The following is a 21,546-nucleotide window of genomic DNA, read 5'->3' as shown; positions in this document are numbered from 1 at the left end:
AAAATGCTATTCTTTCTTTATATAGTTTCTCAGCCTTCGAACAGTTGGCTAAGGAACTTAATTTATACAAAATAGAAGTTAAGGAAATCTATGATAGAAAGGAGAATTAACATATCTGGTCTTTCCGCTTTGGCAGTTATTTCGGATATTCATGGGAATTCATGGGCATTGGATGCTGTTTTAGAAGATATCGAGAGAAGAGGAATTACCAATATCGTTAATTTAGGAGATAGTATATACGGTCCTCTTGATCCTGTAGGCACTATCAAAAGATTATCTTCAAAAAAAATCAAGTCTATAAAAGGAAATCAAGATCGAGTTCTCTTAACTCCTACAACGGAAGTATTAAAATCAAAAACCTATGTATATGTGAAAGAAAGTTTAACTTCGAACGACTTATCTTGGATAGAAAATATGCCCGCTACCTTAAGTTTTTTTATGGAAGAGTTTTTCTTATGCCATGGTACTCCAACGTCCGATGAAACTTGTTTGTTAGAGGACGTTACGTCCCATGGAGTCTTTCTTAGATCTTCTGAATATATCTTAAGAGATCTTAAAGATATAAATGAACCTGTAATTCTATGCGCACACAGTCATATCCCAAGAACAGTTTATCTTTCTACAGGCCAAATTGTAATAAATCCAGGAAGTATTGGGCTTCCTGCTTATTCAGATGATTTTCCCTTTCCTCATCAAATGGAATCTGGTTGTCCTCATGCTAATTACACAATTTTATCAAAGCAATACGATAAATGGATTATTGAACATATTATAATTCCATATGATTGGAAAACTGCTTCGAAAAGAGCTTTAGAAAATGGCCGAGAAGATTGGGCTAAATGGATTTTATATGGCCGTGTCTAATAAGGATCAGATAACATACCTATCAAATTAAAAACAAAATAATCCCCCAAGGTAAACAAGTAAAGATGGATAGTCGTTATAAAGAGATTTCTTGGGGTGAAATAAAAAAAGTATTAGGTCATCCTTATATGTCAGGACCAGAAGATGGAGGGGTATTGATATATACAGCTGGTAAATATGAACTTTGGTTTTTATTCGATTGCCAATGTGCAGATTCTGCAGAGCTTGTCCCCAAAACAAAACTTGTTTCTATGAAAGTCGAAGGAGCCACCAAGTAGTTTCTTATTGCTATTTATCTAATGTGGAGTGAGAAACTACCATGTTCCATACTATTCATTATTTGTCTCGTTTTAAAATACAGATAAATATGATTTGACACAAAATAGTTATTATTTTAATCCTTTGGGACCATTTTTTTTCCATGATTCTCCTATAATGAGATCACCACAAACTCAACTGCTGGCCAGGATCAAAGTTAAGCCGAAACTGCTTATGCGTAATCACTGTGCCAGCCAACTGTAAGCCGTCCACAGCTATCACATGATCAAATGATACCTGCACATTGCGCGAGGTTACAGCCTCAATACGAGCGGATACATTTTCATATAGNGTACCTTCTTTACCATGCCAGATATCATTTATTTGAAGGTGTTCCATTTGATCACATCCTTAGTCGTATCATTTCGAGAAAATTGTACGTTAAGACATATCTTAGTCACAATATATCAGATATCCTACACGGGGTAGAACCAGCAAACGAACGACGAACCCTAATTTGACCAACAAATGGAAATAAACCTGCGGACTAGAGCAGCAACCCTGTCACTGGTCAAAATTGGAAATAAAATACATTTTAGGGAGGAGTCTATCTTTGTTCAGATAGGATTTTCTTTTATGATCAAAAAGTGTAAGTGGATTATAAAAGGAAAAGAGGAAAGGGTTTACCGAGAATACAGGATACGACTTATCCTCGATTTAAAAGTAATCTACATGTGAGGAATTAGAAGAATCTATGACCACAAGCCTATATTGAGAAAAAATTATAGGGAGATGATTTTTTTGGATACACAAATACAAACAAAATCAGGAAATCCAAGTAAGATTAGCCTAGCACTAACATCGATAGTTATTGGGATTGTCTCTATTTTAATTAGTATTATACTATTAGTTAATCTCGGTCCTCTAGGCACCATTATCGGTATCATTGTTAGCACTGTAGGGATTGTATTTGGAATGAAGAGTATAAACTCACGAAACAAAGGATTTGCGATTACAGGTATCATCATTTCAGCGTTTTCCGTCGTGGTTCATCTATATTTTTTATCATTAGGCGAAAAATTCGTCTATTGTGAGTCCTCTCTTTTTAGATGCATTGGACTCATCTCCAGCTAGAGATAGGACCAGCAAACGGCGACTGAGGGGCAACGGAACCATATTTTGGTATCTATCTGACGGACTAGAGCAGCTACCGTCTCACTACCCCTATAGGAGAATGTGACAAGTTTGATCCAATCACGACTGAAATAGAGCATTTACAGGACGATTAACACTATAAAAACTCGTCGCATTCTACCAATATACACCCTATATTTTTACTTATTTGGTTTTTAATTGAGATGTGGCCCCTCAATGTACGAATCGTTCACGTACCTCCAAAAGAATCTATTTATAAATCCTTAATTATCAGGTCGGCGGCCAGACTACATTGTAGCTGACCGCCGTTCTCCAAAGAAATGCTCAGCTTCAGCCGTTGGCGACCTCCGCGTCCATCTCCTCCCAGATCCGGTCGAGCTCAGCCATGCCTCGGGACCGAGCTGCACCCACGAAGAGAGAGTGCACCAGTGGTCCTCCGCCCACTTCACGATGATGGCACCGCTGGCTTCGTCGCACTCGATGGTGGCCTAGGTTCTACCCCCTATAAGGATCGACAGCTTTTCGAACTGTATACTTACATCGATACCGGATAAGGAAACAAATCCACGATTCGGAAGCTTTGTCCGTTTTCGTTCGTAAACACCACATGTTCTCGCCTTAATTCGCTGGGACTCTCTAATCCGCAGGCGGCAGCCAGCGAAAATAAGCCTTCCCTCATCTGAAGAATATAGTTCATCACGCGCCATTGTTTCTCTTCGGGCGCCAGTGCCTCTTGATACTTAGAATCCGTAGTCGTAATTCCTGTTGGGCACTTGCCCGTATGACATTGCAGAGCCATGATGCAGCCATTGGCCATCATAAAGCCGCGTGCAGAGTTGACGCAGTCCGCACCCATCGCCAGGGCGATTGCTACTTTGTCAGGCGTAATGAGTTTGCCGGAAGCGAAAATTTTGAAACGCTCGCGCACGCCGAATTTTCTTGCGATGTCGTCAAGGATAAGCAACGCGTTAAAGAGCGGCAATCCCATGCCATCCGCCATTGCTTTGAACGTAGCTCCAGAACCTCCCTCGGAACCGTCTACGGTAATAAAATCCGGGAAGATTTCTAGCTCAAGCATAGTCTGAAAAAACAGCTCGAGCCGTTTTGGATCGCCGACAACAATTTTGATACCCACGGGTTTGCCGCCTTCTTCTTGCAAGGTGCTTATGAATCGAAGCGCTTCCTCCGGATTGGTTAGAAATTCGAACCGATTCGGTGAATTCACTGTTTTCCCGATAGGCACTAAACGAGCTTCTGCGACTTTTTCGGTGACCTTGGATCCTTCGAGATGCCCGCCGCGTATTTTGGCACCTTGATGAAATTTCAGTTCGAACGCCTTAATGTTCGAGATGTTAGCTTTGTGCTTGAACACTTTAATGGAGAAGCGGCCAGTGTCATCACGGAAGCCAAACAGGCCTGGCCCGATTTACGAGACGATATCGACGCCTGTGGCAAGATGTACATCCGCAACTCCGCCTTCACCTGTATTGATCCAAGAACCGCCCGCCATGAATGCGCCGCTTCCCGTGGACTGAATATAATGCTCACCTACAGCTCCATAGGAAGTAGCTGAGGCGCCGAACATGCCTTTGAGCCGCCATGGGTGTTCGCGGTTTTCGCCGACCATAATAACATCATTGTCATGCAGAAGCCAAGGTTTGACCTGTTCTTCTACGAATATTTCCTTCCTTGTAAACAGCCCTTCGTCGGTAATGACATATTTCTTTCCTGGTACGAGGACTTCGTTACCCACCCTTAGCTCGCTTGTCAATTTCGTGAACATGGCATTGGATAAATAAAATCCGGGCTTTTCATAATCGCGCCTGCCGCCGAACGAGATAAGATCCGTCCGGTATTTCGCCGCATACACAAGACCGACAAAGTCTGCCCGCGAGAATGGCTTCCCTTCCATATCACTGTCAAACCAATATTGACGGAACTCAGGCCCCAACTTTTCAAGCAAATAACGTACCCAGCCAAGAAACGGGTGTGAACGAATGATGGAATGTTTCGGTTTTTTGGATAAGGCATACATATAACCGATAAAAATGATCGGCGGCAGGATAACGATAACAAACAGTATAACCAGCAGGACACTTTGTACCACTGCATTGACCCTCCTGTAATGAAAATCACACAAAGATTATTGTACCACCAATTACCAATAATAATTCTGTTAGTCGATAGAAATACAACATTAAATTAACCGGGTTGAACTGTGACCTTTAATGTGGACGGTTCATAAAAAACACTACGTTGTCAGAAGATGACTCCTATACTTGTTTACTCGTTAGGGGTCACCGTACCCGAAGAGGCCCAGTGACAGGGTTGCTACCATAGACCGCAAAGTAACAGGTTGATTACAGGAAATGGAATCTATGTGACGGATCAAAACACGAACCGTCTCACTACCCCATGAAGGAGGGTGAATAAATATGGGTTACACAATGGACATGTTTCTAGAAGAGTATAGGACATCAGGTGCCAATTCTAAATTCATGATGGTGTTGGTATCTGTCAATGATTCCGCTCATCCAGAGATTATTATCAATACCAAAAGCAATTTTGAAGAGAAAATGAAGTACTACCAGCACGCCTACTTGGATGATTTAACTCTAAAAGTCAATCGTAATGTTAGAATCATCAGTTTTTCTTTTTTGATGATTTAGATTACTTAAAGACTGTAGCTATAGTTTTAGGTTTAGCAAAGGGGTAGAACCAGCAACCCTGTCATGTGGTCCACTTGGTGCAGGAGAAACTTCAGTTATCATCAAAACAAACTTAACTGCTGGCCAGCATCAAAATGTAACCAAACTGCTTATGTGTCATCACGGTTCCAGCTAACTGCAAGCCGTCCATCGTTATCACATGATTAAATGACACCTGCACATTGCGCGAGGTTACAGCGTCGATCCTAGCGGATACATTTTCATATAGCGTACCTTCTTTACCATGCCAGATATCATTTATTTGAAGCTGTTCCATGTGATCACCTCATGCTCACAATATACTCAAACAGCGTTACTGTCACTAGGTGCAATCTAGATGTTAATATATGTAATCTACTTTGCGGGTAATGACACGTTCGCTGGTACGGCACCGATTCGCACATTGAGGGGCCACACTGGGAAATATATCTATCTGTATGGCCGCTTTTGGAGTTATCTCGGATTGCTATGACAGGGTTGCTACCATAGACCGCAAAGTAGAACAAGTAAGAATCAAGTAACCGCTTATTCTACAGGTGCTTATTTAGAATATATTTAGATGATTTTTAGCCACTTTTATAGTGGTATTTTTTATATCTCATATTGTTGGGGGTGGTGGTGTATGTGAAGCTGACACCGAAACAGAAGGCATTTTGTCAGTACTATATCCAATCGGAAAATGCTACAGAAGCCGCAATAAAAGCAGGGTATAGCAAGAAGACAGTCAAGGAAAACGCCGTTTGGCTCGTGCGTCATCTCATGAACAAACATGATATTCCAATCGGAAACGTGGTCCAGCGTAACAAATGGAGCGGGAAAAACTGTCCACGTAGACTTCGCGCAAGTGGTTGGAGCGCTTTTATCAATCTTATTAAAAGTAATCCTACAGCTGTAGCGCCGCTCAAAGACCTTGAAATGTATGATCTGTCATATCTCAAAGATTACAAGCTCGTCGGTATCCGTAGCAGCAAGCATCCAAATGAGATCCGCGATAAAGTTACATGGGCAATGGAAGCAAATGCGAATTGTGTTCTACTGCTCAAGCGTGATTTTGATCTAAGGATATTGCAGAAGGCACTAAATGAAATGTACCCAAAAGTTAAATAAAATGATATTATTAATTCTGAAATATAACCAACTCGAAGGAATTCCGTGGAAACTTTCAAGTCGTTTCTGGAAAATCCGATCATGACGATCATCGGCTATGTGGTGGCGTTCTTGGGTGGAATTGTCATCATTCGTAGTGCATGGAAGTCAAGCCGTCCTGTCCTGAAGTGGATGGGTCTTGTCTTCGGAGTACTCGGAACTATCGCCATCACACTCAGTCTGATCGTAGACTGTGTATCCCTGATCATCTAGAAAAAAATAGGGAGCACTGTGACCTGCTGATGTCTTCGGATGTCAGCAGGTCACACTACTTTACAACAAAAAAGCGAAGATTCCCCTCACTTGTGATATAAACACAGTTATGATTTCCGAGTACTACAAAAAACTTTGAATGAAATGTACCCAGATAATAGATTATAAATATGTAATTATTCTGATTAGAGTGATAAAATAATAAGTGACAGATAACCCTTCTGTCACTACATAAGGAGATGATCATGCGATCGATCATTGCATTCATCTGTAACCTCATGGGATCTTACGGACATGTTGCAAGTTCCACGTGTGGTATCTGTACCTCTTGTTGTGACGGACTTGCTTCCAGTCACTGATGAGCTACTTCTTACACATGTCTGCTGGGGGCTCTACTCACAAGATAGTCTCCAGCAGGCAACCAATGAAATAAAAAAGCGAGGGTTTCCCCCATAACCATCAAGTTAATAACAAAATAATCTCCCAAAACGGAAAAAACACGCTATTCTTTCTCTAGGAATGAAAAGAAAGGATGGCGTGTTTTCTATGAATGTATCCACCAAAGAAGAACTTCATTTGTTTTCACAGGTATTACAAAAATATCTTTCCCCTACAGAAGTTGAGCAGTTGGCAAGAACTACTGAATTTGTAAGACGAAGAAGCAAATGTCGGGGACAAGATCTGGTGACCTTATGTGTTTGGTTGAGTCACAACCTAGCAAGTACTTCTCTGACTCAGTTATGCAGTGAGTTGGAGGCTGCGACAGGAATTAGCATGAGTGCAGAAGGATTAAATCAGCGTTTGAATGAACAGGCAGTGTCTTTTCTTCGACGACTATTTGCACAATTACTGAAAGCAAAGCTAAGTTCATCTTGTGCCCTCCCAACCAAATATCAAGATGTTTTTACTCGGATTCGCATCCTCGATTCGACCTCCTTTCAGTTACCAGATTCCTTGGCCGATCATTACCCAGGTTCAGGAGGAAGTAGTCATGCGGCTGGGGTAAAAATCCAATTGGAATACGACTTACATAGTGGACAATTTTTGAATGTGGATATGGGAGCCGGAAAAGGAAATGACAGGCTCTTTAACCCCGCTTGTTTCCCCACTCTTCAACCAAGGGATTTGTGCATACGAGATTTGGGTTACTTTTCGCTGGATAACCTAAAGCAGATTGATCAACAGAGAGCCTTCTATCTATCTCGTTTGCCACTCAAAAACCGGATCTATCAAAAGAATCCAGCACCCGAATTCCTTGGAAATGGAGCAATCAAGAAAAAAACAGAGTATCTCTTACTGGATCTGGAAGAAAAAATGAATCAAATGAAACCAGGAGAAACTACGGAGATTCGAGATGCTTTTATTGGGTATAAAAAACTACCTGCTCGTGTTTTTTTGTACCGGCTCACAGATGCACAAGTTATAAAGAGAAGAAAAAAGGAAAGGAGCTTTCAGATAAAAGAAAACGGTTAACCCAAATCAATGTCTATATCACCAATATCGCTTGGGATATTGTCCCAAAAGAGCATATTCATCATCTCTATTCTCTGCGTTGGCAGATTGAGATCGTATTCAAAACATGGAAATCCTTTTTTCAGATCGACCGATGTAAGAATGTGAAACGAGAAAGGTTGGAATGTCACCTGTATGGGCAGCCTATTGCCATCCTCATTTGTTCCTCTACTTTGTTTCAGATGAGAGAGATTTTGCTACGCAAAAGTCGTATGGAGGTAAGCGAATATAAGGCTTTTTATATCATTCAAACCTATTTCCCTTTGTTCCATCAGGCTATACAGAAAAACACCCAAGCATATGCGAAGATCCTTCTTCGCCTCTTTCACCAGCTAAAGAAAAATGGGCGAAAATCTCATCGATACAAGAAAAAGACGATCTTTGACATATTGGGTGTTGTTTATGGGTATAGCCTATCCACTGCGAAAGTAGCATAATTTTCAAAAACAAGCCTATCTAGGCTTGTTTGATGTGCCTACATCTTTATGAACTCAAGGTTTTCGGCATGCAAATTATTTCCTTCTAACATTCATTTCTCCTTAGCTTGATGGCTATGGGGTTTCCCCTCACTTGTGATATACTCTGTTCTAACATCTTATAATCTCTCTCAATCGCCTGATCGATTAACGCTGGTCAGGCTTTTTTGTTTTTGCTTTTCTTGCTTTGATATCCTCTTTTAGCTTGGACACCTCTTTTTCAATCGGGTGTACGGCACCGAAAACCACATCGTCATGCTGGAGGGACACCAGTTCATGGTGCTCCCGAGGAATACGATGGCGCCCAAGCTGTTCAGTGCAGGTTCCTTCTCGACGCCCGGATGCGTCGCCGACGTCTACTACGTAACAACGGATGCATTCGGCAAGTGGCTACTGTTCGGAGAGAACGGTCTCCAGGACCAGGACGGACGATCGGTCGAGATCTGCTAACATGTCTCTGGCTTCTTCCCACGGGAGAAGGAGGTACCTACCTCGCTCCTTTCTTAGAGTGGAGTCTAAATTATAAAGTTCTTTCATTCACATATAACAAAACGACTTGAGCTGTCCTTTTAGGAATCAAGTTGTTTTCCATTTATTGATAAAATTAAGGTTCATCGTTCGTTTGCTGGTTCTACCCATTAAAGAAAGAATAGCGTGTTTTTTCGTTTTGGGGGATTATTTTTTTAAAAACTTGATGGCTATGTGGCCGTACCCCTATTAGTCTAACACTTTATTTTTTTCTGACAGCATGCACATGAATGATGGACATCGGAAAGCTATGTGGGAAAGCCCACGTACGTTTTGATGTGGAGGAGATTAATTTCACTCTAGCGTCGCGGTCAGACGATCACGCGGTAGTGGAGATGAACAACGCCGCTTTGGAAGCGGCGCTCACCGAGCAGCTCGAGCCGCATGCGGAGGTTGTCCGGCAATGCTCGCTTACCTCCACCCAAGACGATAGGATTAAGAGTAGATGACATTCGTCGATCAAATCCGCGCTCATCGCCCGCCCAGCAAGCTCGGGGCCGCCAATCGTAATGTCAGCTCCTGAAGATTCCTTTAGCCTCCGAATCGCATCAGGATCGAATTCGCGCTCGATCCTAGTCTTGGCGCTTGACACCGATTGAAGCGTCCGGGAATACACGATCTTCTCAGCCGCTCGCCAGATCTGCGCAAATTCCCGCATTACCTCCGATTGGTCGCCGTTAGCGTTCGCCGTCTCCCAGTACACCATAGACTCGTACATTCGACACCCGTATAGGTAGGTGCCAATCGTCAGCTGAAAGTCAGTCCAAAACGCATACGTTTCGTCATCGGAAATCGTCCACTCGATATTGCTGCGCTCGTCCTCTATGTACCCGTCCAAAGATATGTTAGCAGCGTAGATCAGTTTAGCCATTTCAATAACGCCCTCCAATTGTCAGTTTCCGATAAGGGGGTGCAGGGAGATATGTGCAACCCCTATATGGTGTCCTAAATCGGAACCATCATTCATTCTTTATGTTGGATATATTTTCCAATAATCCCTCATTCCCGGAATCGTTCACATACCCCAATTAAGGTTTGTCGTTTGGTTGCCGTTTCTGAGCATAGTATGAATTTTTCTCTTCTTATTTGCTTATCTATTTATGTTGACAGTTATTACATAAATAAGCAGTTTTATTTCTAAAAGAGAACCAAAATAAGAAGGGGAATAAAAATAAACCTAGTACCCCAACACGGATACCAGTAATACTTCCATTTAATATTTTTTCCCAGTTCATCCAGGTAGATAATAGAGCTAATAAAGAACCTATCAAGATAATAGTAAGTCCAAAGTATACTCCAAACCAAATGACATCCTTAAATTTGACTTTCTCAATCGTTATATACCCAGCTGAACATTTTTGGCAAAATAATGTTTTTTCGTTATTCATTGTTCTCAATTTTCTATTTCAAACAGATAATTTAATGCAGATGATGCGACTTGTATTAGAAAAAGTACAAGATATGAATGAGCGTATTGATGGTATAGACGAAAGCATAAAACAACTGCCAACAAGGCGTAGTGACAGGGTTCCTGCGATAGACCGCAAAGTAGAATTTTCTTTATAAGAAATCAATTAGATCGAAATAGTTATTTGGATTGGGAGTCTGAATGAGTTACTAGAACATTGTGCCCCAAATCGAACTTTATTCTAAATATAGAAAAGTTGATTTTTATACTGACATACTTTGTCAGTGTTGATCTTTTATAATAATACAGTAAGCCATTGATTGAATGGAGGAGAAGTCAATATGAATAATATTCCTGTTAACAAGGTAACTTGGTTTCAACTACCCGCAGAAGATATGGAGCGAGCATGGAACTTTTATCACCAGGTTTTTGGCTGGAGCCCAGAAGAAATGTACGTAAACAAAACATTGTTGGGTGCTATAAACGGAGAAATCGCTGAACGCAACGAGGGGATGCAACACCCAAGACTCGTGATAAGAGTTGATAATGTAAATCACATGATGGGAAAAATAAGGAAATCTGGAGGAGAAATAGTAAAAGAAAGAACTGAAATACCTGAAATTGGGATGGTTTTTGCTTCATTTGTTGATTCAGAAGGAAATATTATAAATATTGTTGGTGATCTTTAATTTGAGAAGAAGCAAAGCCTTTTTCAAGGCAGACCCATTGCTACGAAATCTGGCTTTACTTCATGTTATAACTTTAAGAGAAATAGATAAATACAATTATACTTTGCGGTCTATGGTAGGAACCCTGTCACTGGGACTTTTAGGAATCAAGTCGTTTTCCATTTATTGGTCAAATTAGGGTTCGTCGTTCGTTTGCTGGTTCTACCCCATACCCATCAAGCTAAGAAACATGAATACCCCCCAAAACAAAAAAATGAGCCCGCTTCTTCCTGAACATCCTCAGAAAAAGTACTCATTCTTTATATTTAGATTTGGCAACTGCTTAGTTTGATGGCTATGTAGCCGTACCCCTCTTACACTAAACCAATGAATCCAATAAACACAATGCCTGTACTCCATCATCTGACCAAGTTCCTAGAAGCACCGAAGCATGAGCTCGACTAAAACCTTGGGGTGAAATCATCTCTAGTTGTTCGCTAGGTGGCAACTGATTAGCTGGATGAAATTCATAGGGAACCCCTAACCGCATCTCCTATCAACAATCCATATAACCCACCTAGTATTTGCTCTCGTTTCATTTCACCACTCCCATAATCAACTCTATCATTAAAATATCGAACATTAAGATGATAACAAAAAATAAATGCCTATAAATCCTTTTTATACCCAGAATAACAAGTAGCACAGCCAAAAAATAAACGATGTTTCGTTAATACAAGCCCTTCTTTTTGTAAGGCTTGCAAAAAATGATCTCCTTGACCAAAGAGCAAAATATATTTGCCTAGCATACTGTAGCTACTCTTATCTCCCGTAAATAACCATCCACCAAACGAGATAACATATCGAAGATAAAACATATATAAAAACTTTAATAGACGAGAAGTAGGAGTAGTCATTTCGATAAAAGAAAATGATCCACCTGGTTTTAACCACCTATTGATATTACTTGCTAGTTGTTGCTGCTGGTCAATAGAAAACGTTTTCAACCCAAATGAACTAACAATAAACTCAAGAGAATTTGGTTTTATTAGTTGAGGGTTTAACACATCTTCGTCTAGAAGTTGTATGGGAAATTTATGCTTTTGTTTGTTTTGGATCGCTTTTTGATTCATTTCATTGCTCAGATCAATAGCAGTTAACGAACCTTGGTCCGTCATTTTCTTCGCAATCGAATCCCAAAGCTCTCCACCCCCACTCATCAAATCGACTCCATGTCCCTGCAACGATTTTGTAGGAAGATACTGAATACATGCATGTCTCCATCGCTCAATAAACCCAAATGAACACATGTAGTTGGCAATACCATAAGTTTTAGACATATGATCAAAGAGGGAAGCGACTGATTCTTGCTGATAAACATGATCCTCCATCGAAATTTGTTTGACCAATGCATATTCTTTTTGTTTCATTGTACGCCCTCTATCTATAGCAATATTGTAATGCGATTGCTGCTAAAAAATCGGAGATTCTCCATTTGCGAATGAGTTTCCTAAAACCTGTTTCACAAATGGCTCATAGGCATCTTTCAGTGGTTGTTCTACCTCATTCACTGTCATTAATGTCTCATTCACTTTACTTCCTATTGCGATTACTCTTGGATCAGAAGATATATCCTTACTTGTTTTAGGATATTCATTAGCAACATTCTGCAAAATAGTAGCGTAATCGATCATAGTAGATAAATACTTGTTCCATGCATCCGAATGCTTCGCTAAATTCCGATAAAATTGAAGGGATAATTTTTTATTTTTATCATTGATTAATTGATTCGCTAATGCGATCCCTTGTTGATTATATGTGGATAATTCTTCTTCTAAATGAATTAACTCCGTATATGAGGTTTTCCATTACGCAAACGTCGTGTTAAACTCTCCTAGTCTTGCTGAACTTACTCGCTTTCCTACCGCCGCATCTTCTAAAACGGATTGGATTTTGGTTCCTTCGGCAGAGTATCTAGCCTGTAAAGCGTCATACTTATGCTGAATTTTAGATGCAGTTTGAAATACGAAACTGGATACACTTTTTAACTGTTGAATAGTCGCCTCATCACTACGCTTCTTTGGTAATTCCTTTGTTTGTTTTGAAGAGGTTGGTTTGTCTTTCGGAGGAGACGAAAGAGCAGAGCAGGCTGTAAGTAGGAAAATAAGCACAAATGAAATGAAGATGGATACGATTTTGTTCATAGATGGTCTCACCTCTCGTATGTTTGTCTAATTATGATTTTAACCAAGTATAATTTCCTTAAATGATTGTATCATAAGTAAAAAAAAATTATGAAGCGAGTAAAGTTTCAGTTTTAATGAATCAAGTTATTACTACTTTTATCATAAACATCCATATAAGGGCAGAACCCCATGCCCATCAAGCTAAAAACAAAATAGTCCCCAAAACGAAAAAACACGCTATTCTTTCTGTAAGATTTGTGGTGTTTTTGCACATCCCACCGAGAAAGGGGAACAAGCTGAAAAACTCCCTTTACTCCAAGGGTATGTTAAACCGCCTGTGAGTTATTAGATTTATATGGTAATATTGAATTACTGTAACAGCCAACACATCACTCACCTGGAAGGGGAACCATCGTGGATCAGCAGTTGACGCACCTCAACGTGACCTACATCGATGACAGGAGGCTGGTCGTCAAGTACGGTGAAACCACCACTGTGACCATCGAGGGGCAGGTTCTCCCGATCAATCGGAAGGATACAGACCCACGGATCAGTGTACTCGAAATCAATCGGCTTCAGATCGAGGGGCCCAATCTGAATGTGGATGTGGAGCCCAAGGCCGATGTAGGTACTACCTTCGTCGACTGCGCCAGCAACGCTCATGCGTTCCCTGTGGAACTCGTGGGCCAAGGAGCGGTGGCCAGGATCTTTCCGGATAATCCGGAGAATTCTTTCCTTCCTGCGTCGCACACGAGCGTTGAGGACTTCCTCCGATCGCTGTAAAGTGATGTGGGCGCGTCATCTGAACATAGATTCAGAAGGCGCGCCACACAATTTTAAATTTCTTCAAAACAAAAAAAACACGCGCTATTCTTTCTTTAAGGATTGAAAAAGGAAAGGATGGCGTGTTTTTGTGAATCTATCCACCCAAGAAGAACTTCATTTGTTTTCACAGGTATTGCAAAAATATCTTTCTCCTACGGAAGTCGAACAGTTGGCAAGAGCAACCGAATTTGTGAAACGAACGAGCAAGTATCGTGGGCAAGATTTGGTGACTTTATGTGTTTGGTTGAGTCACAACTTAGCCAGCACATCTCTGACTCAGTTATGCAGTGAGTTGGAAGTTACAACAGGAATCAGCATAAGCGCAGAAGGACTGAACCAACGTTTGAACGAAAATGCAGTTACCTTTCTTCAAGAACTCTTTGCCCGTCTACTGAAAGCAGAACTAGACACAGCAAGTGCCATTCCAAGTGCCTATCGCGATCATTTTCTACGGATTCGGATCCTCGATTCGACTACGTTCCAAGTTCCAGATTCCTTAGCAGAACATTATCCAGGCGCAGGAGGCTGTAGTCATACGGCTGGCGTAAAAATCCAATTGGAATATGACTTACATAGTGGACAGTTTTTAAATTTGGACGTTGGAGCTGGAAAAAAGAATGACAAAACCTTTGGTACTTCCTGTTTATCTACCCTTCGAACCGGAGACTTGTGTATACGAGACTTGGGTTACTTTTCGTTAGAGGATTTGGATCAGATGGATCAGCGAGGTGCTTTTTATATATCCCGTTTAAAGTTAAACAATCGAATCTATCAAAAGAATCCAGAACCAGCATATTTTCAAGATGGAACCTTGAAGAAACAAACGGAGTATCTCCCGCTGGATCTAGAAGAGATTATGAACCGCATGCAACCTGAAGAAACCGTGGAAATCCAAGACACTTACATCGGAAGGGATAAAAAGCTACCTGCTCGCGTTATTTTGTATCGATTGACGGAAACTCAAGTACAGAAAAGACGAAAAGACCAAGCCTATAAAGAGAAGAAAAAAGGAGTGAAGTATTCAGAGAAAAGCAAGCGACTAACTGGAATCAATGTCTATATCACCAACATTGCTTGGGAGATTGTTCCCAAGGAGTGTGTTCATGATCTCTATTCTCTGCGTTGGCAGATCGAAATCGTGTTTAAAACATGGAAGTCGTTTTTTCAAATGGATCGATGCAAAGGGGTAAAAAAGGAACGGTTAGAGTGTCACTTGTATGGACAACTCATCGCGATCCTCCTCTGTTCCTCTACTTTGTTTCGGATGCGAGAGATTTTGCTACGTAAAAAGCAGCAAGAATTAAGCGAATATAAAGCATTTTACATGATTCAAACTTATTTCCCATTGTTTCATCAAGCTATCCAACAGGAAAACACCCAAGCATATACACAGATCCTGCTTCGCCTATTCCACCTGCTAGGAAAAAATGGGCGAAAATCTCATCGATACAAGAAAAAGACGGTCTTTGACATTTTGGGTGTTGTCTATGGGTATACCATTTCGACTTCGAAAGTAGCATAATTTTCAAAAACAAGCCTAGGTAAGGCTTGTTTGATGTGCCTTCCTTTCCAAGATACCCAAGGCTCATGTACGCTCATTCTTATATTTCATCATTCATTTCCCTTAGCTTGATGGACATGGGGTTCTACCCCTATTGGTGGCGATTTTGTCTGTGATTTGTCTATTTTCATCTTATGGGGAAACATGGGCAGCTGAAAAGGTAGTCCATGATAAACGTGTTACTTATACTTCATACTATAATACATCATCATTCAAAATTCCTAAAGATGAAGCCATTCATGTATATTTGCACTGTACGAATGCAAAAAAACATATTCAATCGGGCTTTCTCCAATACTTTAATGGGAACAATTGGGTTACAATGGATAGCACTAAAATTCATTGTAATGGAGGATCTTTTTTTCTTGATGCAAAATCTAAAGGAGGGTGGCATCGAGTAAGAGTTACTGAACCTAAACCACCTGTTGAAACACATATGTCCATATATGTAACTGCAAAAAAATAACACAAAATATGAGTAAATCAAAGTTGGAATATTAAACAAGTTTGCAACAGAAACCATTAAACCAATCCATAAATAAACATCCAAAGTCAATTTATACATACTATCATTTAATTTGATGGTAAAATAGTATGTATGCTAAAATGAGAGTAATTAAGTAATTCAATTCTATATCAAGATTATTTCTCTTATCGAGAGTGGCGGAGGGACTGGCCCGATGAAGCCCGGCAACCAATTGATTATCTATCAATAAGGTGCCAATTCCTGCAGGAACAAGGATTCCTGAAAGATAAGAGAGGAAGCTGCGCCTACTATCAGCCTCTTCTCTTAGGAGAAGAGGTTTTTTGATGCGATCAAACAGTTAGGGGATGAGTGAATGAAAAAAATGGAGACAGAATTAGCACAGATTGGTACTCGGAAAGAATCAAAGACAGGAGCAATTAATTTTCCAGTTTACTACGCAACTGCTTATGAGCATGTTGGAGGAGTGAGTACAGGTTATGATTATACACGAACAGCTAATCCTACCAGAGATGTTCTAGAAGAGAGTATTGCGAAATTAGAACGAGGAGATGCAGGTTTTGCTTGTAGTTCTGGAATGGCAGCAATCCAAACTGTCATGGGATTATTTTCACAAGGAGATCACTTGATTGTGTCCCTTGATTTATATGGTGGTACGTATCGATTGTTTGAGGAGACCCTTCGTCGTTATGGTTTACACTTTTCTTATGTTGATTTGCGTAATATAGAAGAGGTAGAAGGTTCGATTCAAGAAAATACACGAGCATTCTTTATTGAGACACCTACTAATCCATTGATGAGGGTAGCAGATTTACAAGCACTTTGTCATTTAGCTCAAAAACATGACATCTTAACCATTGTGGATAATACATTTCTAACTCCATATTACCAACGTCCTCTAGAATTGGGTGTTGATGTGGTTGTTCATAGTGCAACCAAATATTTGGGTGGTCACAATGATATACTAGCTGGTTTGGTCGTAACTAAAGGAAATGAACTATCAGAGCGAGTGAAATATTTGCATAATGCTATCGGAGCATGTTTGAGTCCTCATGATTGTTATTTGTTGATGAGAGGGATGAAAACACTTGCTTTACGTATGGATCGTCACCAAGAGAATGCTTGGCAATTGGCGGAATTTCTTCGGAAACATCCTTTGATCAATGGAGAAGTTTTTTATCCGGCTTTAGATGAGACGGAAAGAGACATACATCAGAAACAAGCCAATGGCTTTGGTGGTATGCTCTCGTTTCGGTTAGCTGATGCTAATCTTATTCGGCCGTTTTTGAATAGATTAGAATTGATTACTTTTGCAGAAAGCTTAGGTGGTGTAGAAAGTTTAATTACTTATCCAGCCACACAAACACATGCGGATATACCAGAAGAGATTCGCTTAAAAGTAGGAGTATGTGACCGTTTGCTCCGTTTATCCGTTGGAATTGAACATGTAGATGATCTGCGTTCTGATTTGGAACAAGCCTTAGCATTTGCACTTGAACAACCTTGATAGAGTTGAATAGAATCTAGAGATCAGATAGAGAGGCTCTTTCTGTTAAACTCGTAACTCCAGTTAAAATATAGCCTAGAGCTTAAAATCAAACACCTAGGATAATTCAGATATAGTCGTTTTTCGAACTTCAAGGGTGAGAATGGCTTTCTAAATCTGAAAATGAATTAAACATGAATATGTCAAGAGGGGTCAAAATTCGAGCAAAACAAAAGAATCTCAATAATAGAGGCTCTCATCCTTACAGACACACTATGAATGAAATGATGATCCCTCCTGATTTTTTCCCGATATGAGGAATACGACAAACAACATGTTAGTCCCTTTTATAAAAAAGCAAAAGAGCCAAAGGCAGCTCTATGCACTATATAAAACGTACGATTTTTATAAATACAAAAATTATACGATGGTTCAATCTGCTAAAATCAACCAACACTATGTTTTGATAAATTCAAGTACAGTCTTTTCAATTTCATTTACTAGATATTCAAATAATAATTTTCCTTTGTCAGATGACGATTTGCTTGAAAATCCAATTGCGCCTGTCGCTATAAGCTTTCATACCTAGTACATTAAAAAAGGTCTATCCATGGAGAGGAATCTACTAGTTTATCTAATTTCACTATTTTTTCATTGCCATACAGATACATACGTAAAGATGTTTCTCCCTCTCTAGGAATGATGACAAAAGGCTATTGTTGAATCATCTATAAAAGTAAGTGATGCAAATTTCAATAATATGTTGTAATAGAGAATAAAAAGGAGATACCTGAGCAGGTATCTCTTCAGAATTTACGGAAAACTACTAGTTTATATCATTATCAATCTGATCTTCATAAAAAGCGGAAGGCTTCAATTTCCAAATACCAGAAAAGATATTTGCCGGGAAACTATAGATCGTCGAATTGTAATAAGTGACATATTGATTGTATAACAATTTGGATTCCAAAATAGTGTTTTGTGATTCCTCAATTTGATTAAGTATAGTTGAAATGTGCTTGTCTGATTTTAAATTAGGGTAGTTCTCAACAGTTACTTTCAAATTAGTTAACGATAAATTTTCTAATTCATCTGCTACTTTTTCTGTGCCACTGCGTGAAGCTGCTATAGATTTCTGAATATCACTTTCATGTTTCAAAAATTTAACAATAACTTCTTCAGCTTTGGATGCCAACTCCTTTTCACGTTTTTTATAGACTGTGATGTTGCTAAGCAAAGAGCTCATTGTAAATTCCAGTTGCTTCAAATAGTTAAATTCGCTTGTGAGGGAATAAATGACCATGGTTAGTAAGGAAAGCACAAGCGCTAAAATAGCATATTTATCAGGTATCTCTTCACTACTAATAAACATCGCTACAATGAATAAATAGAAAAACAAACCAATCACTACTCCAATAATAAATGATAGGAGTTTCTTAGTATAAGTTCTCTCTTTAATTACTTTCATTTTTGAGTTCCTCTCCATTGGTAAATATATAACTCTACTATTTTATAATATAATTACTTGCAATATATTCGGTATTTATCGATTTTTATGTCTAATTTAATATTTATTATAAAATGTTTGATAACACAAAAATTCTTAGACAAAAAAGATTGTATACTTGTCTATAGCACGTCTATATGTGACGAAAAAGAACACAGAGAAGGAGACTAACTATAGAAAAAATCAAAGAGACAGGATTTTAGAATTGTCTTCACAAGATATGCATCAAATTCGAGCAACTTTAGAGCGCCTATACAATTGTTGACTAATAAGTTTTATCAATATAATGAATATACAAATGTCCCACAGTCTTTGACTGTGCGAAACCCCCTTTTCTTTTAGATAAAGGGGGTTTTATTGGTATTTAGTAATTACTTCACTTTTCGTTTCCTTCGTTGGATGAAGTATTTTATGATATGCCCTATTTCCTCATAAAAATGATGGAAACATAAACGAATAATGTATTTACTTTGTTTCATAATTGCCATACAATGATATTAAAGTGATATCATTTTTATATCAAGGGGAGATTAATTTGAACGAAAAATCAATTTATAAAATGAATGGTTATGCAGCACTAGTCATTTCACTACTTTGTTTTGTTGGTGGAGCTTACTTACTGATAAATGGCTTTTCTTTAGGGGGGAAAGTAGGTGGGATAGTGGTATTTATTTTAGGACTGATTATTGCCACAAGTTTAACAATTGTACAGCCAAATCAAGCCAAAGTATTGACATTCTTTGGCACATATTTAGGTGTCATTCGTGATCAAGGATTGTGGGCAACGATTCCTTTCACCTTTAAACGAAGCGTATCGCTACGGGTCACCAACTTTACAAGTGAAAGATTAAAGGTGAATGATTTAGAAGGAAACCCAATTGAAATTGCTGCAGTGGTAGTTTATAAAGTAAATGATTCAGCAAAAGCTTTATTTGATGTTGAAAACTATGAACGATTTATTCAAATTCAAAGTGAAACAGGAATTCGTCATATTGCAAGTAGATATGCCTATGATTCATACGAAAAGGAAGGCGAAAACATCCTCACTTTAAGGCAAAATAGTGATGAAATTGCAGAGGTTCTCGTTCATGATTTACAAAAGCGTATGGATGTTGCCGGTGTTGATATTATTGAAGCGAGGATTATGCATCTGGCCTATTCTTCCGAAATCGCTTCTGCTATGCTTCAGAGACAGCAAGCGAATGCTGTTTTGTCTGCTCGTAAAGTAATAGTTGATGGAGCAGTAGGGCTTGTAAAAGCAGCAATTGATCAACTTCAAGAACAAGAAATTGTGGAGTTGGATGAAGAGAAAAAAGCACAGATGGTGAATAACCTGATGGTTGCCATTGTTTCTGAGAAAGGAACACAACCTATTATCAATACAGGAAGCATTTATTAAGGTTGTGTCGTAAATGAATAAACGAAAAGCATTTCCACTGCGGATTGATCCAAAACTATATGAAGTACTGGAAAAATGGGCACAGGATGAATTGCGAAGTGTAAATGCCCAAATAGAGATTGTCTTAAAAGAAGCGGCAAAAAAAGCAGGGAGAATGAAAAAAGAATAAGTTTTCTATCCATTCCTTCGGAGGGTACTGTGATCGCAAAAAAATGAACCGATTTTGTTTTGGATCGGTTCATTTTTTATTACATGTTACTTTTTTCACAATTGATGACAGGAGGTTACGATTGAAAAACAAGGGCAAATTTTTAAGTATCGATAATTAGTCCATCCATGAATCGTTAGAAAAAACATCTTGTCAATTTTTAGTAAGGAATTTGAACTGCCCCAATTTGAAAAATGTTAAATAAAGTAATGCCCTTAAAAAAAGTGTTCAGCAATGATAGATGAACGCTTTTTGATCTTCTGTTTTGACGTTATTGTCTTTAAAAATCAGTGTGTCTCCCTGCACAGAGACCCGTATTTATTGCAGATCCAAAAAAAGATGGTTTTGTTCATGTTGTGAACATTGATTTTGAATGGTATCCGGGATTTTCAATAAAACAGAAACAAAGATCGATTCAATCCTTACATAAAAATTTCAACCAAAAATACAAATCAATGGATGTTTTAGAGATATCAAGTAAATCGGAAAGCGAAACTGGCATTTCATTAAGTGCATTTAATCTCATGATGCAAATAGAGAACCAGACAGAATGCAGTGTAGAAGTTGCATTTCAATCAAGCAAAATGGAGGTCCATACATGGATTTACTTCAACGGACTTCCAGAGAAGCGAAGAAGGATATACGATTGAAAAACAGTGGTAAACTCCTTTATTTTCAACACTTGCATCGAAAGTGGCCTTTTGAACCCAAAACGTTATTCTATGATTGGCTGTTTCTACATGTACTTACTTCCCATGAAATGTTACGTCAGCAAGTATTGACATTTCAAGCTTTTACAGATCTCGAGTTTAATCCAAACAAATCCATAAACTGTCAAGCAAAGGCAGCCGCTTTCTACGTATCGCTATATCAATTAGATTTGTTAGATTACGTATTAACTTCTACTCAGAATTATTTTGAAATCTGTGGTAACGCAATGGATAGGATATAGGT

The 21,546-nt window shown here is 39.1% G+C and carries 22 protein-coding genes, 3 pseudogenes and 1 riboswitch; of the genes and pseudogenes, 15 read left to right on the top strand and 10 right to left on the bottom strand.

The genetic code is table 11. From position 1 onward, the window contains the following. The first annotated feature begins 90 nt into the window (after window positions 1-90). The 3 genes from A3GQ_RS0112230 (at window position 91) to A3GQ_RS27710 (ending at window position 2,256) form a co-directional block, all read left to right on the top strand. Entirely contained in the window at window positions 91-864 is a 774-nt protein-coding gene (locus A3GQ_RS0112230; protein ID WP_051271676.1) for a metallophosphoesterase family protein, read from the top strand. A gap of 65 nt (window positions 865-929) precedes the next feature. After that, window positions 930-1,142, top strand: coding sequence for a hypothetical protein (locus tag A3GQ_RS0112225; protein ID WP_028777289.1), 213 nt, complete (start codon window positions 930-932; stop codon window positions 1,140-1,142). Between the two features lie 781 nt (window positions 1,143-1,923). Beyond that, window positions 1,924-2,256, top strand: coding sequence for a hypothetical protein (locus A3GQ_RS27710; RefSeq protein WP_028777287.1), 333 nt, complete (start codon window positions 1,924-1,926; stop codon window positions 2,254-2,256). Window positions 2,257-2,812: 556 nt separating this feature from the next. Here the strand turns inward: A3GQ_RS27710 and A3GQ_RS24290 are convergent. Continuing rightward, window positions 2,813-4,384: pseudogene (locus tag A3GQ_RS24290) on the bottom strand (glutamate synthase-related protein). Between the two features lie 328 nt (window positions 4,385-4,712). On the opposite strand from A3GQ_RS24290, the gene A3GQ_RS24285 reads away from it, so the two are divergent. Further along, entirely contained in the window at window positions 4,713-4,946 is a 234-nt protein-coding gene (locus A3GQ_RS24285; RefSeq protein ID WP_037464813.1) for a hypothetical protein, read from the top strand. Window positions 4,947-5,058: 112 nt separating this feature from the next. On the opposite strand, the gene A3GQ_RS0112195 is transcribed toward A3GQ_RS24285, so the two are convergent. Further along, window positions 5,059-5,262, bottom strand: a complete 204-nt coding sequence (locus tag A3GQ_RS0112195; RefSeq protein ID WP_028777286.1) for a hypothetical protein — start codon at window positions 5,260-5,262, stop codon at window positions 5,059-5,061. Between the two features lie 347 nt (window positions 5,263-5,609). On the opposite strand from A3GQ_RS0112195, the gene A3GQ_RS27855 reads away from it, so the two are divergent. From A3GQ_RS27855 to A3GQ_RS24280, 3 genes and pseudogenes are all read left to right on the top strand, one after another. Then, window positions 5,610-6,092 (top strand): terminase small subunit, encoded by a 483-nt coding sequence (locus tag A3GQ_RS27855; protein WP_028777285.1) that lies wholly within the window; start codon window positions 5,610-5,612, stop codon window positions 6,090-6,092. Between the two features lie 111 nt (window positions 6,093-6,203). Beyond that, window positions 6,204-6,344, top strand: coding sequence for a hypothetical protein (locus A3GQ_RS27030; protein ID WP_156877687.1), 141 nt, complete (start codon window positions 6,204-6,206; stop codon window positions 6,342-6,344). A 546-nt stretch (window positions 6,345-6,890) separates the two neighbouring features. Continuing rightward, window positions 6,891-8,293 (top strand): annotated as a pseudogene (locus A3GQ_RS24280) (IS4 family transposase). A 186-nt stretch (window positions 8,294-8,479) separates the two neighbouring features. Here the strand turns inward: A3GQ_RS24280 and A3GQ_RS28240 are convergent. The 3 genes from A3GQ_RS28240 to A3GQ_RS0112160 all read right to left on the bottom strand — a co-directional run bounded on the left by A3GQ_RS28240 (window position 8,480) and on the right by A3GQ_RS0112160 (window position 10,248). Next, the gene (locus tag A3GQ_RS28240) at window positions 8,480-8,602 is read right to left on the bottom strand and encodes a hypothetical protein (protein WP_281170827.1); all 123 of its coding nucleotides are present in this window, start codon (window positions 8,600-8,602) and stop codon (window positions 8,480-8,482) included. 577 nt (window positions 8,603-9,179) lie between these two features. Then, window positions 9,180-9,731, bottom strand: coding sequence for a dihydrofolate reductase family protein (locus A3GQ_RS24275; protein ID WP_211227729.1), 552 nt, complete (start codon window positions 9,729-9,731; stop codon window positions 9,180-9,182). 223 nt (window positions 9,732-9,954) lie between these two features. Further along, complete coding sequence (locus A3GQ_RS0112160; RefSeq protein WP_028777284.1) at window positions 9,955-10,248, bottom strand: hypothetical protein; 294 nt, start codon at window positions 10,246-10,248, stop codon at window positions 9,955-9,957. Window positions 10,249-10,282: 34 nt separating this feature from the next. On the opposite strand from A3GQ_RS0112160, the gene A3GQ_RS27020 reads away from it, so the two are divergent. Together A3GQ_RS27020 and A3GQ_RS0112155 are read left to right on the top strand one after the other, a co-directional pair. Continuing rightward, window positions 10,283-10,426, top strand: a complete 144-nt coding sequence (locus tag A3GQ_RS27020; protein ID WP_169818289.1) for a hypothetical protein — start codon at window positions 10,283-10,285, stop codon at window positions 10,424-10,426. Window positions 10,427-10,609: 183 nt separating this feature from the next. After that, window positions 10,610-10,957 carry a VOC family protein gene (locus tag A3GQ_RS0112155; RefSeq protein WP_028777283.1) on the top strand — a complete coding sequence of 116 codons (348 nt, stop codon included), beginning with the start codon at window positions 10,610-10,612 and terminating at the stop codon, window positions 10,955-10,957. 358 nt (window positions 10,958-11,315) lie between these two features. Here A3GQ_RS0112155 and A3GQ_RS27015 read toward each other — a convergent pair whose 3' ends face one another. The 4 genes from A3GQ_RS27015 to A3GQ_RS0112135 all read right to left on the bottom strand — a co-directional run bounded on the left by A3GQ_RS27015 (window position 11,316) and on the right by A3GQ_RS0112135 (window position 13,140). Continuing rightward, window positions 11,316-11,486: an ADP-ribosylglycohydrolase family protein gene (locus A3GQ_RS27015; protein ID WP_156877684.1), complete on the bottom strand. Its 171-nt coding sequence runs from the start codon at window positions 11,484-11,486 to the stop codon at window positions 11,316-11,318. A gap of 118 nt (window positions 11,487-11,604) precedes the next feature. Next, window positions 11,605-12,366: a class I SAM-dependent methyltransferase gene (locus tag A3GQ_RS24270; protein ID WP_051271673.1), complete on the bottom strand. Its 762-nt coding sequence runs from the start codon at window positions 12,364-12,366 to the stop codon at window positions 11,605-11,607. A gap of 42 nt (window positions 12,367-12,408) precedes the next feature. Further along, window positions 12,409-12,630, bottom strand: a complete 222-nt coding sequence (locus A3GQ_RS0112140; RefSeq protein ID WP_028777282.1) for a hypothetical protein — start codon at window positions 12,628-12,630, stop codon at window positions 12,409-12,411. Window positions 12,631-12,804: 174 nt separating this feature from the next. Beyond that, window positions 12,805-13,140 (bottom strand): YdgH/BhsA/McbA family protein, encoded by a 336-nt coding sequence (locus tag A3GQ_RS0112135; RefSeq protein WP_028777281.1) that lies wholly within the window; start codon window positions 13,138-13,140, stop codon window positions 12,805-12,807. Between the two features lie 396 nt (window positions 13,141-13,536). Here A3GQ_RS0112135 and A3GQ_RS0112130 point away from each other — a divergent pair, with 396 nt between their 5' ends. The 3 genes from A3GQ_RS0112130 to A3GQ_RS0112115 all read left to right on the top strand — a co-directional run bounded on the left by A3GQ_RS0112130 (window position 13,537) and on the right by A3GQ_RS0112115 (window position 17,499). Further along, complete coding sequence (locus tag A3GQ_RS0112130) at window positions 13,537-13,905, top strand: hypothetical protein (protein ID WP_028777280.1); 369 nt, start codon at window positions 13,537-13,539, stop codon at window positions 13,903-13,905. Between the two features lie 130 nt (window positions 13,906-14,035). Further along, entirely contained in the window at window positions 14,036-15,469 is a 1,434-nt protein-coding gene (locus A3GQ_RS0112125; RefSeq protein WP_028777279.1) for an IS4 family transposase, read from the top strand. Window positions 15,470-16,156: 687 nt separating this feature from the next. Further along, a riboswitch (SAM riboswitch) is annotated at window positions 16,157-16,267 on the top strand. Window positions 16,268-16,347: 80 nt separating this feature from the next. Continuing rightward, window positions 16,348-17,499 carry an aminotransferase class I/II-fold pyridoxal phosphate-dependent enzyme gene (locus tag A3GQ_RS0112115; RefSeq protein WP_028777277.1) on the top strand — a complete coding sequence of 384 codons (1,152 nt, stop codon included), beginning with the start codon at window positions 16,348-16,350 and terminating at the stop codon, window positions 17,497-17,499. Window positions 17,500-18,304: 805 nt separating this feature from the next. Here the strand turns inward: A3GQ_RS0112115 and A3GQ_RS0112110 are convergent. After that, complete coding sequence (locus tag A3GQ_RS0112110) at window positions 18,305-18,946, bottom strand: LemA family protein (protein ID WP_028777276.1); 642 nt, start codon at window positions 18,944-18,946, stop codon at window positions 18,305-18,307. Between the two features lie 574 nt (window positions 18,947-19,520). Here A3GQ_RS0112110 and A3GQ_RS0112105 point away from each other — a divergent pair. From A3GQ_RS0112105 to A3GQ_RS28525, 3 genes and pseudogenes are all read left to right on the top strand, one after another. After that, window positions 19,521-20,384, top strand: coding sequence for an SPFH domain-containing protein (locus tag A3GQ_RS0112105; RefSeq protein ID WP_028777275.1), 864 nt, complete (start codon window positions 19,521-19,523; stop codon window positions 20,382-20,384). A gap of 13 nt (window positions 20,385-20,397) precedes the next feature. Further along, on the top strand, window positions 20,398-20,553 hold the full coding sequence (locus tag A3GQ_RS27705) for a type II toxin-antitoxin system antitoxin (RefSeq protein WP_169818288.1): 156 nt from the start codon (window positions 20,398-20,400) through the stop codon (window positions 20,551-20,553). A 329-nt stretch (window positions 20,554-20,882) separates the two neighbouring features. Then, window positions 20,883-21,544: pseudogene (locus A3GQ_RS28525) on the top strand (DarT1-associated NADAR antitoxin family protein). The last annotated feature ends 2 nt before the right edge of the window (window positions 21,545-21,546 follow it).

Origin of the sequence: Shimazuella kribbensis DSM 45090 (assembly GCF_000428065.1) — a bacterium.
GTDB lineage: Bacteria > Bacillota > Bacilli > Thermoactinomycetales > Thermoactinomycetaceae > Shimazuella > Shimazuella kribbensis.
Note: the sequence above shows the minus strand (reverse complement) of the source record. Positions and strands in the feature narration are given on the sequence as shown.

What these genes read in the sequence shown, in the direction of transcription:
- A3GQ_RS0112230 (WP_051271676.1), top strand. Translation starts at nt 91, where the DNA reads ATGATAGAAAGGAGAATTAACATATCTGGTCTTTCCGCTTTGGCAGTT.
- A3GQ_RS0112225 (WP_028777289.1), top strand. Translation starts at nt 930, where the DNA reads ATGGATAGTCGTTATAAAGAGATTTCTTGGGGTGAAATAAAAAAAGTA.
- A3GQ_RS24285 (WP_037464813.1), top strand. Translation starts at nt 4,713, where the DNA reads ATGGGTTACACAATGGACATGTTTCTAGAAGAGTATAGGACATCAGGT.
- A3GQ_RS0112195 (WP_028777286.1), bottom strand. Translation starts at nt 5,262, where the DNA reads ATGGAACAGCTTCAAATAAATGATATCTGGCATGGTAAAGAAGGTACG.
- A3GQ_RS24275 (WP_211227729.1), bottom strand. Translation starts at nt 9,731, where the DNA reads ATGGCTAAACTGATCTACGCTGCTAACATATCTTTGGACGGGTACATA.
- A3GQ_RS0112160 (WP_028777284.1), bottom strand. Translation starts at nt 10,248, where the DNA reads ATGAATAACGAAAAAACATTATTTTGCCAAAAATGTTCAGCTGGGTAT.
- A3GQ_RS27020 (WP_169818289.1), top strand. Translation starts at nt 10,283, where the DNA reads ATGCAGATGATGCGACTTGTATTAGAAAAAGTACAAGATATGAATGAG.
- A3GQ_RS0112155 (WP_028777283.1), top strand. Translation starts at nt 10,610, where the DNA reads ATGAATAATATTCCTGTTAACAAGGTAACTTGGTTTCAACTACCCGCA.
- A3GQ_RS27015 (WP_156877684.1), bottom strand. Translation starts at nt 11,486, where the DNA reads ATGCGGTTAGGGGTTCCCTATGAATTTCATCCAGCTAATCAGTTGCCA.
- A3GQ_RS24270 (WP_051271673.1), bottom strand. Translation starts at nt 12,366, where the DNA reads ATGAAACAAAAAGAATATGCATTGGTCAAACAAATTTCGATGGAGGAT.
- A3GQ_RS0112140 (WP_028777282.1), bottom strand. Translation starts at nt 12,630, where the DNA reads ATGATCGATTACGCTACTATTTTGCAGAATGTTGCTAATGAATATCCT.
- A3GQ_RS0112135 (WP_028777281.1), bottom strand. Translation starts at nt 13,140, where the DNA reads ATGAACAAAATCGTATCCATCTTCATTTCATTTGTGCTTATTTTCCTA.
- A3GQ_RS0112115 (WP_028777277.1), top strand. Translation starts at nt 16,348, where the DNA reads ATGAAAAAAATGGAGACAGAATTAGCACAGATTGGTACTCGGAAAGAA.
- A3GQ_RS0112110 (WP_028777276.1), bottom strand. Translation starts at nt 18,946, where the DNA reads ATGAAAGTAATTAAAGAGAGAACTTATACTAAGAAACTCCTATCATTT.
- A3GQ_RS27705 (WP_169818288.1), top strand. Translation starts at nt 20,398, where the DNA reads ATGAATAAACGAAAAGCATTTCCACTGCGGATTGATCCAAAACTATAT.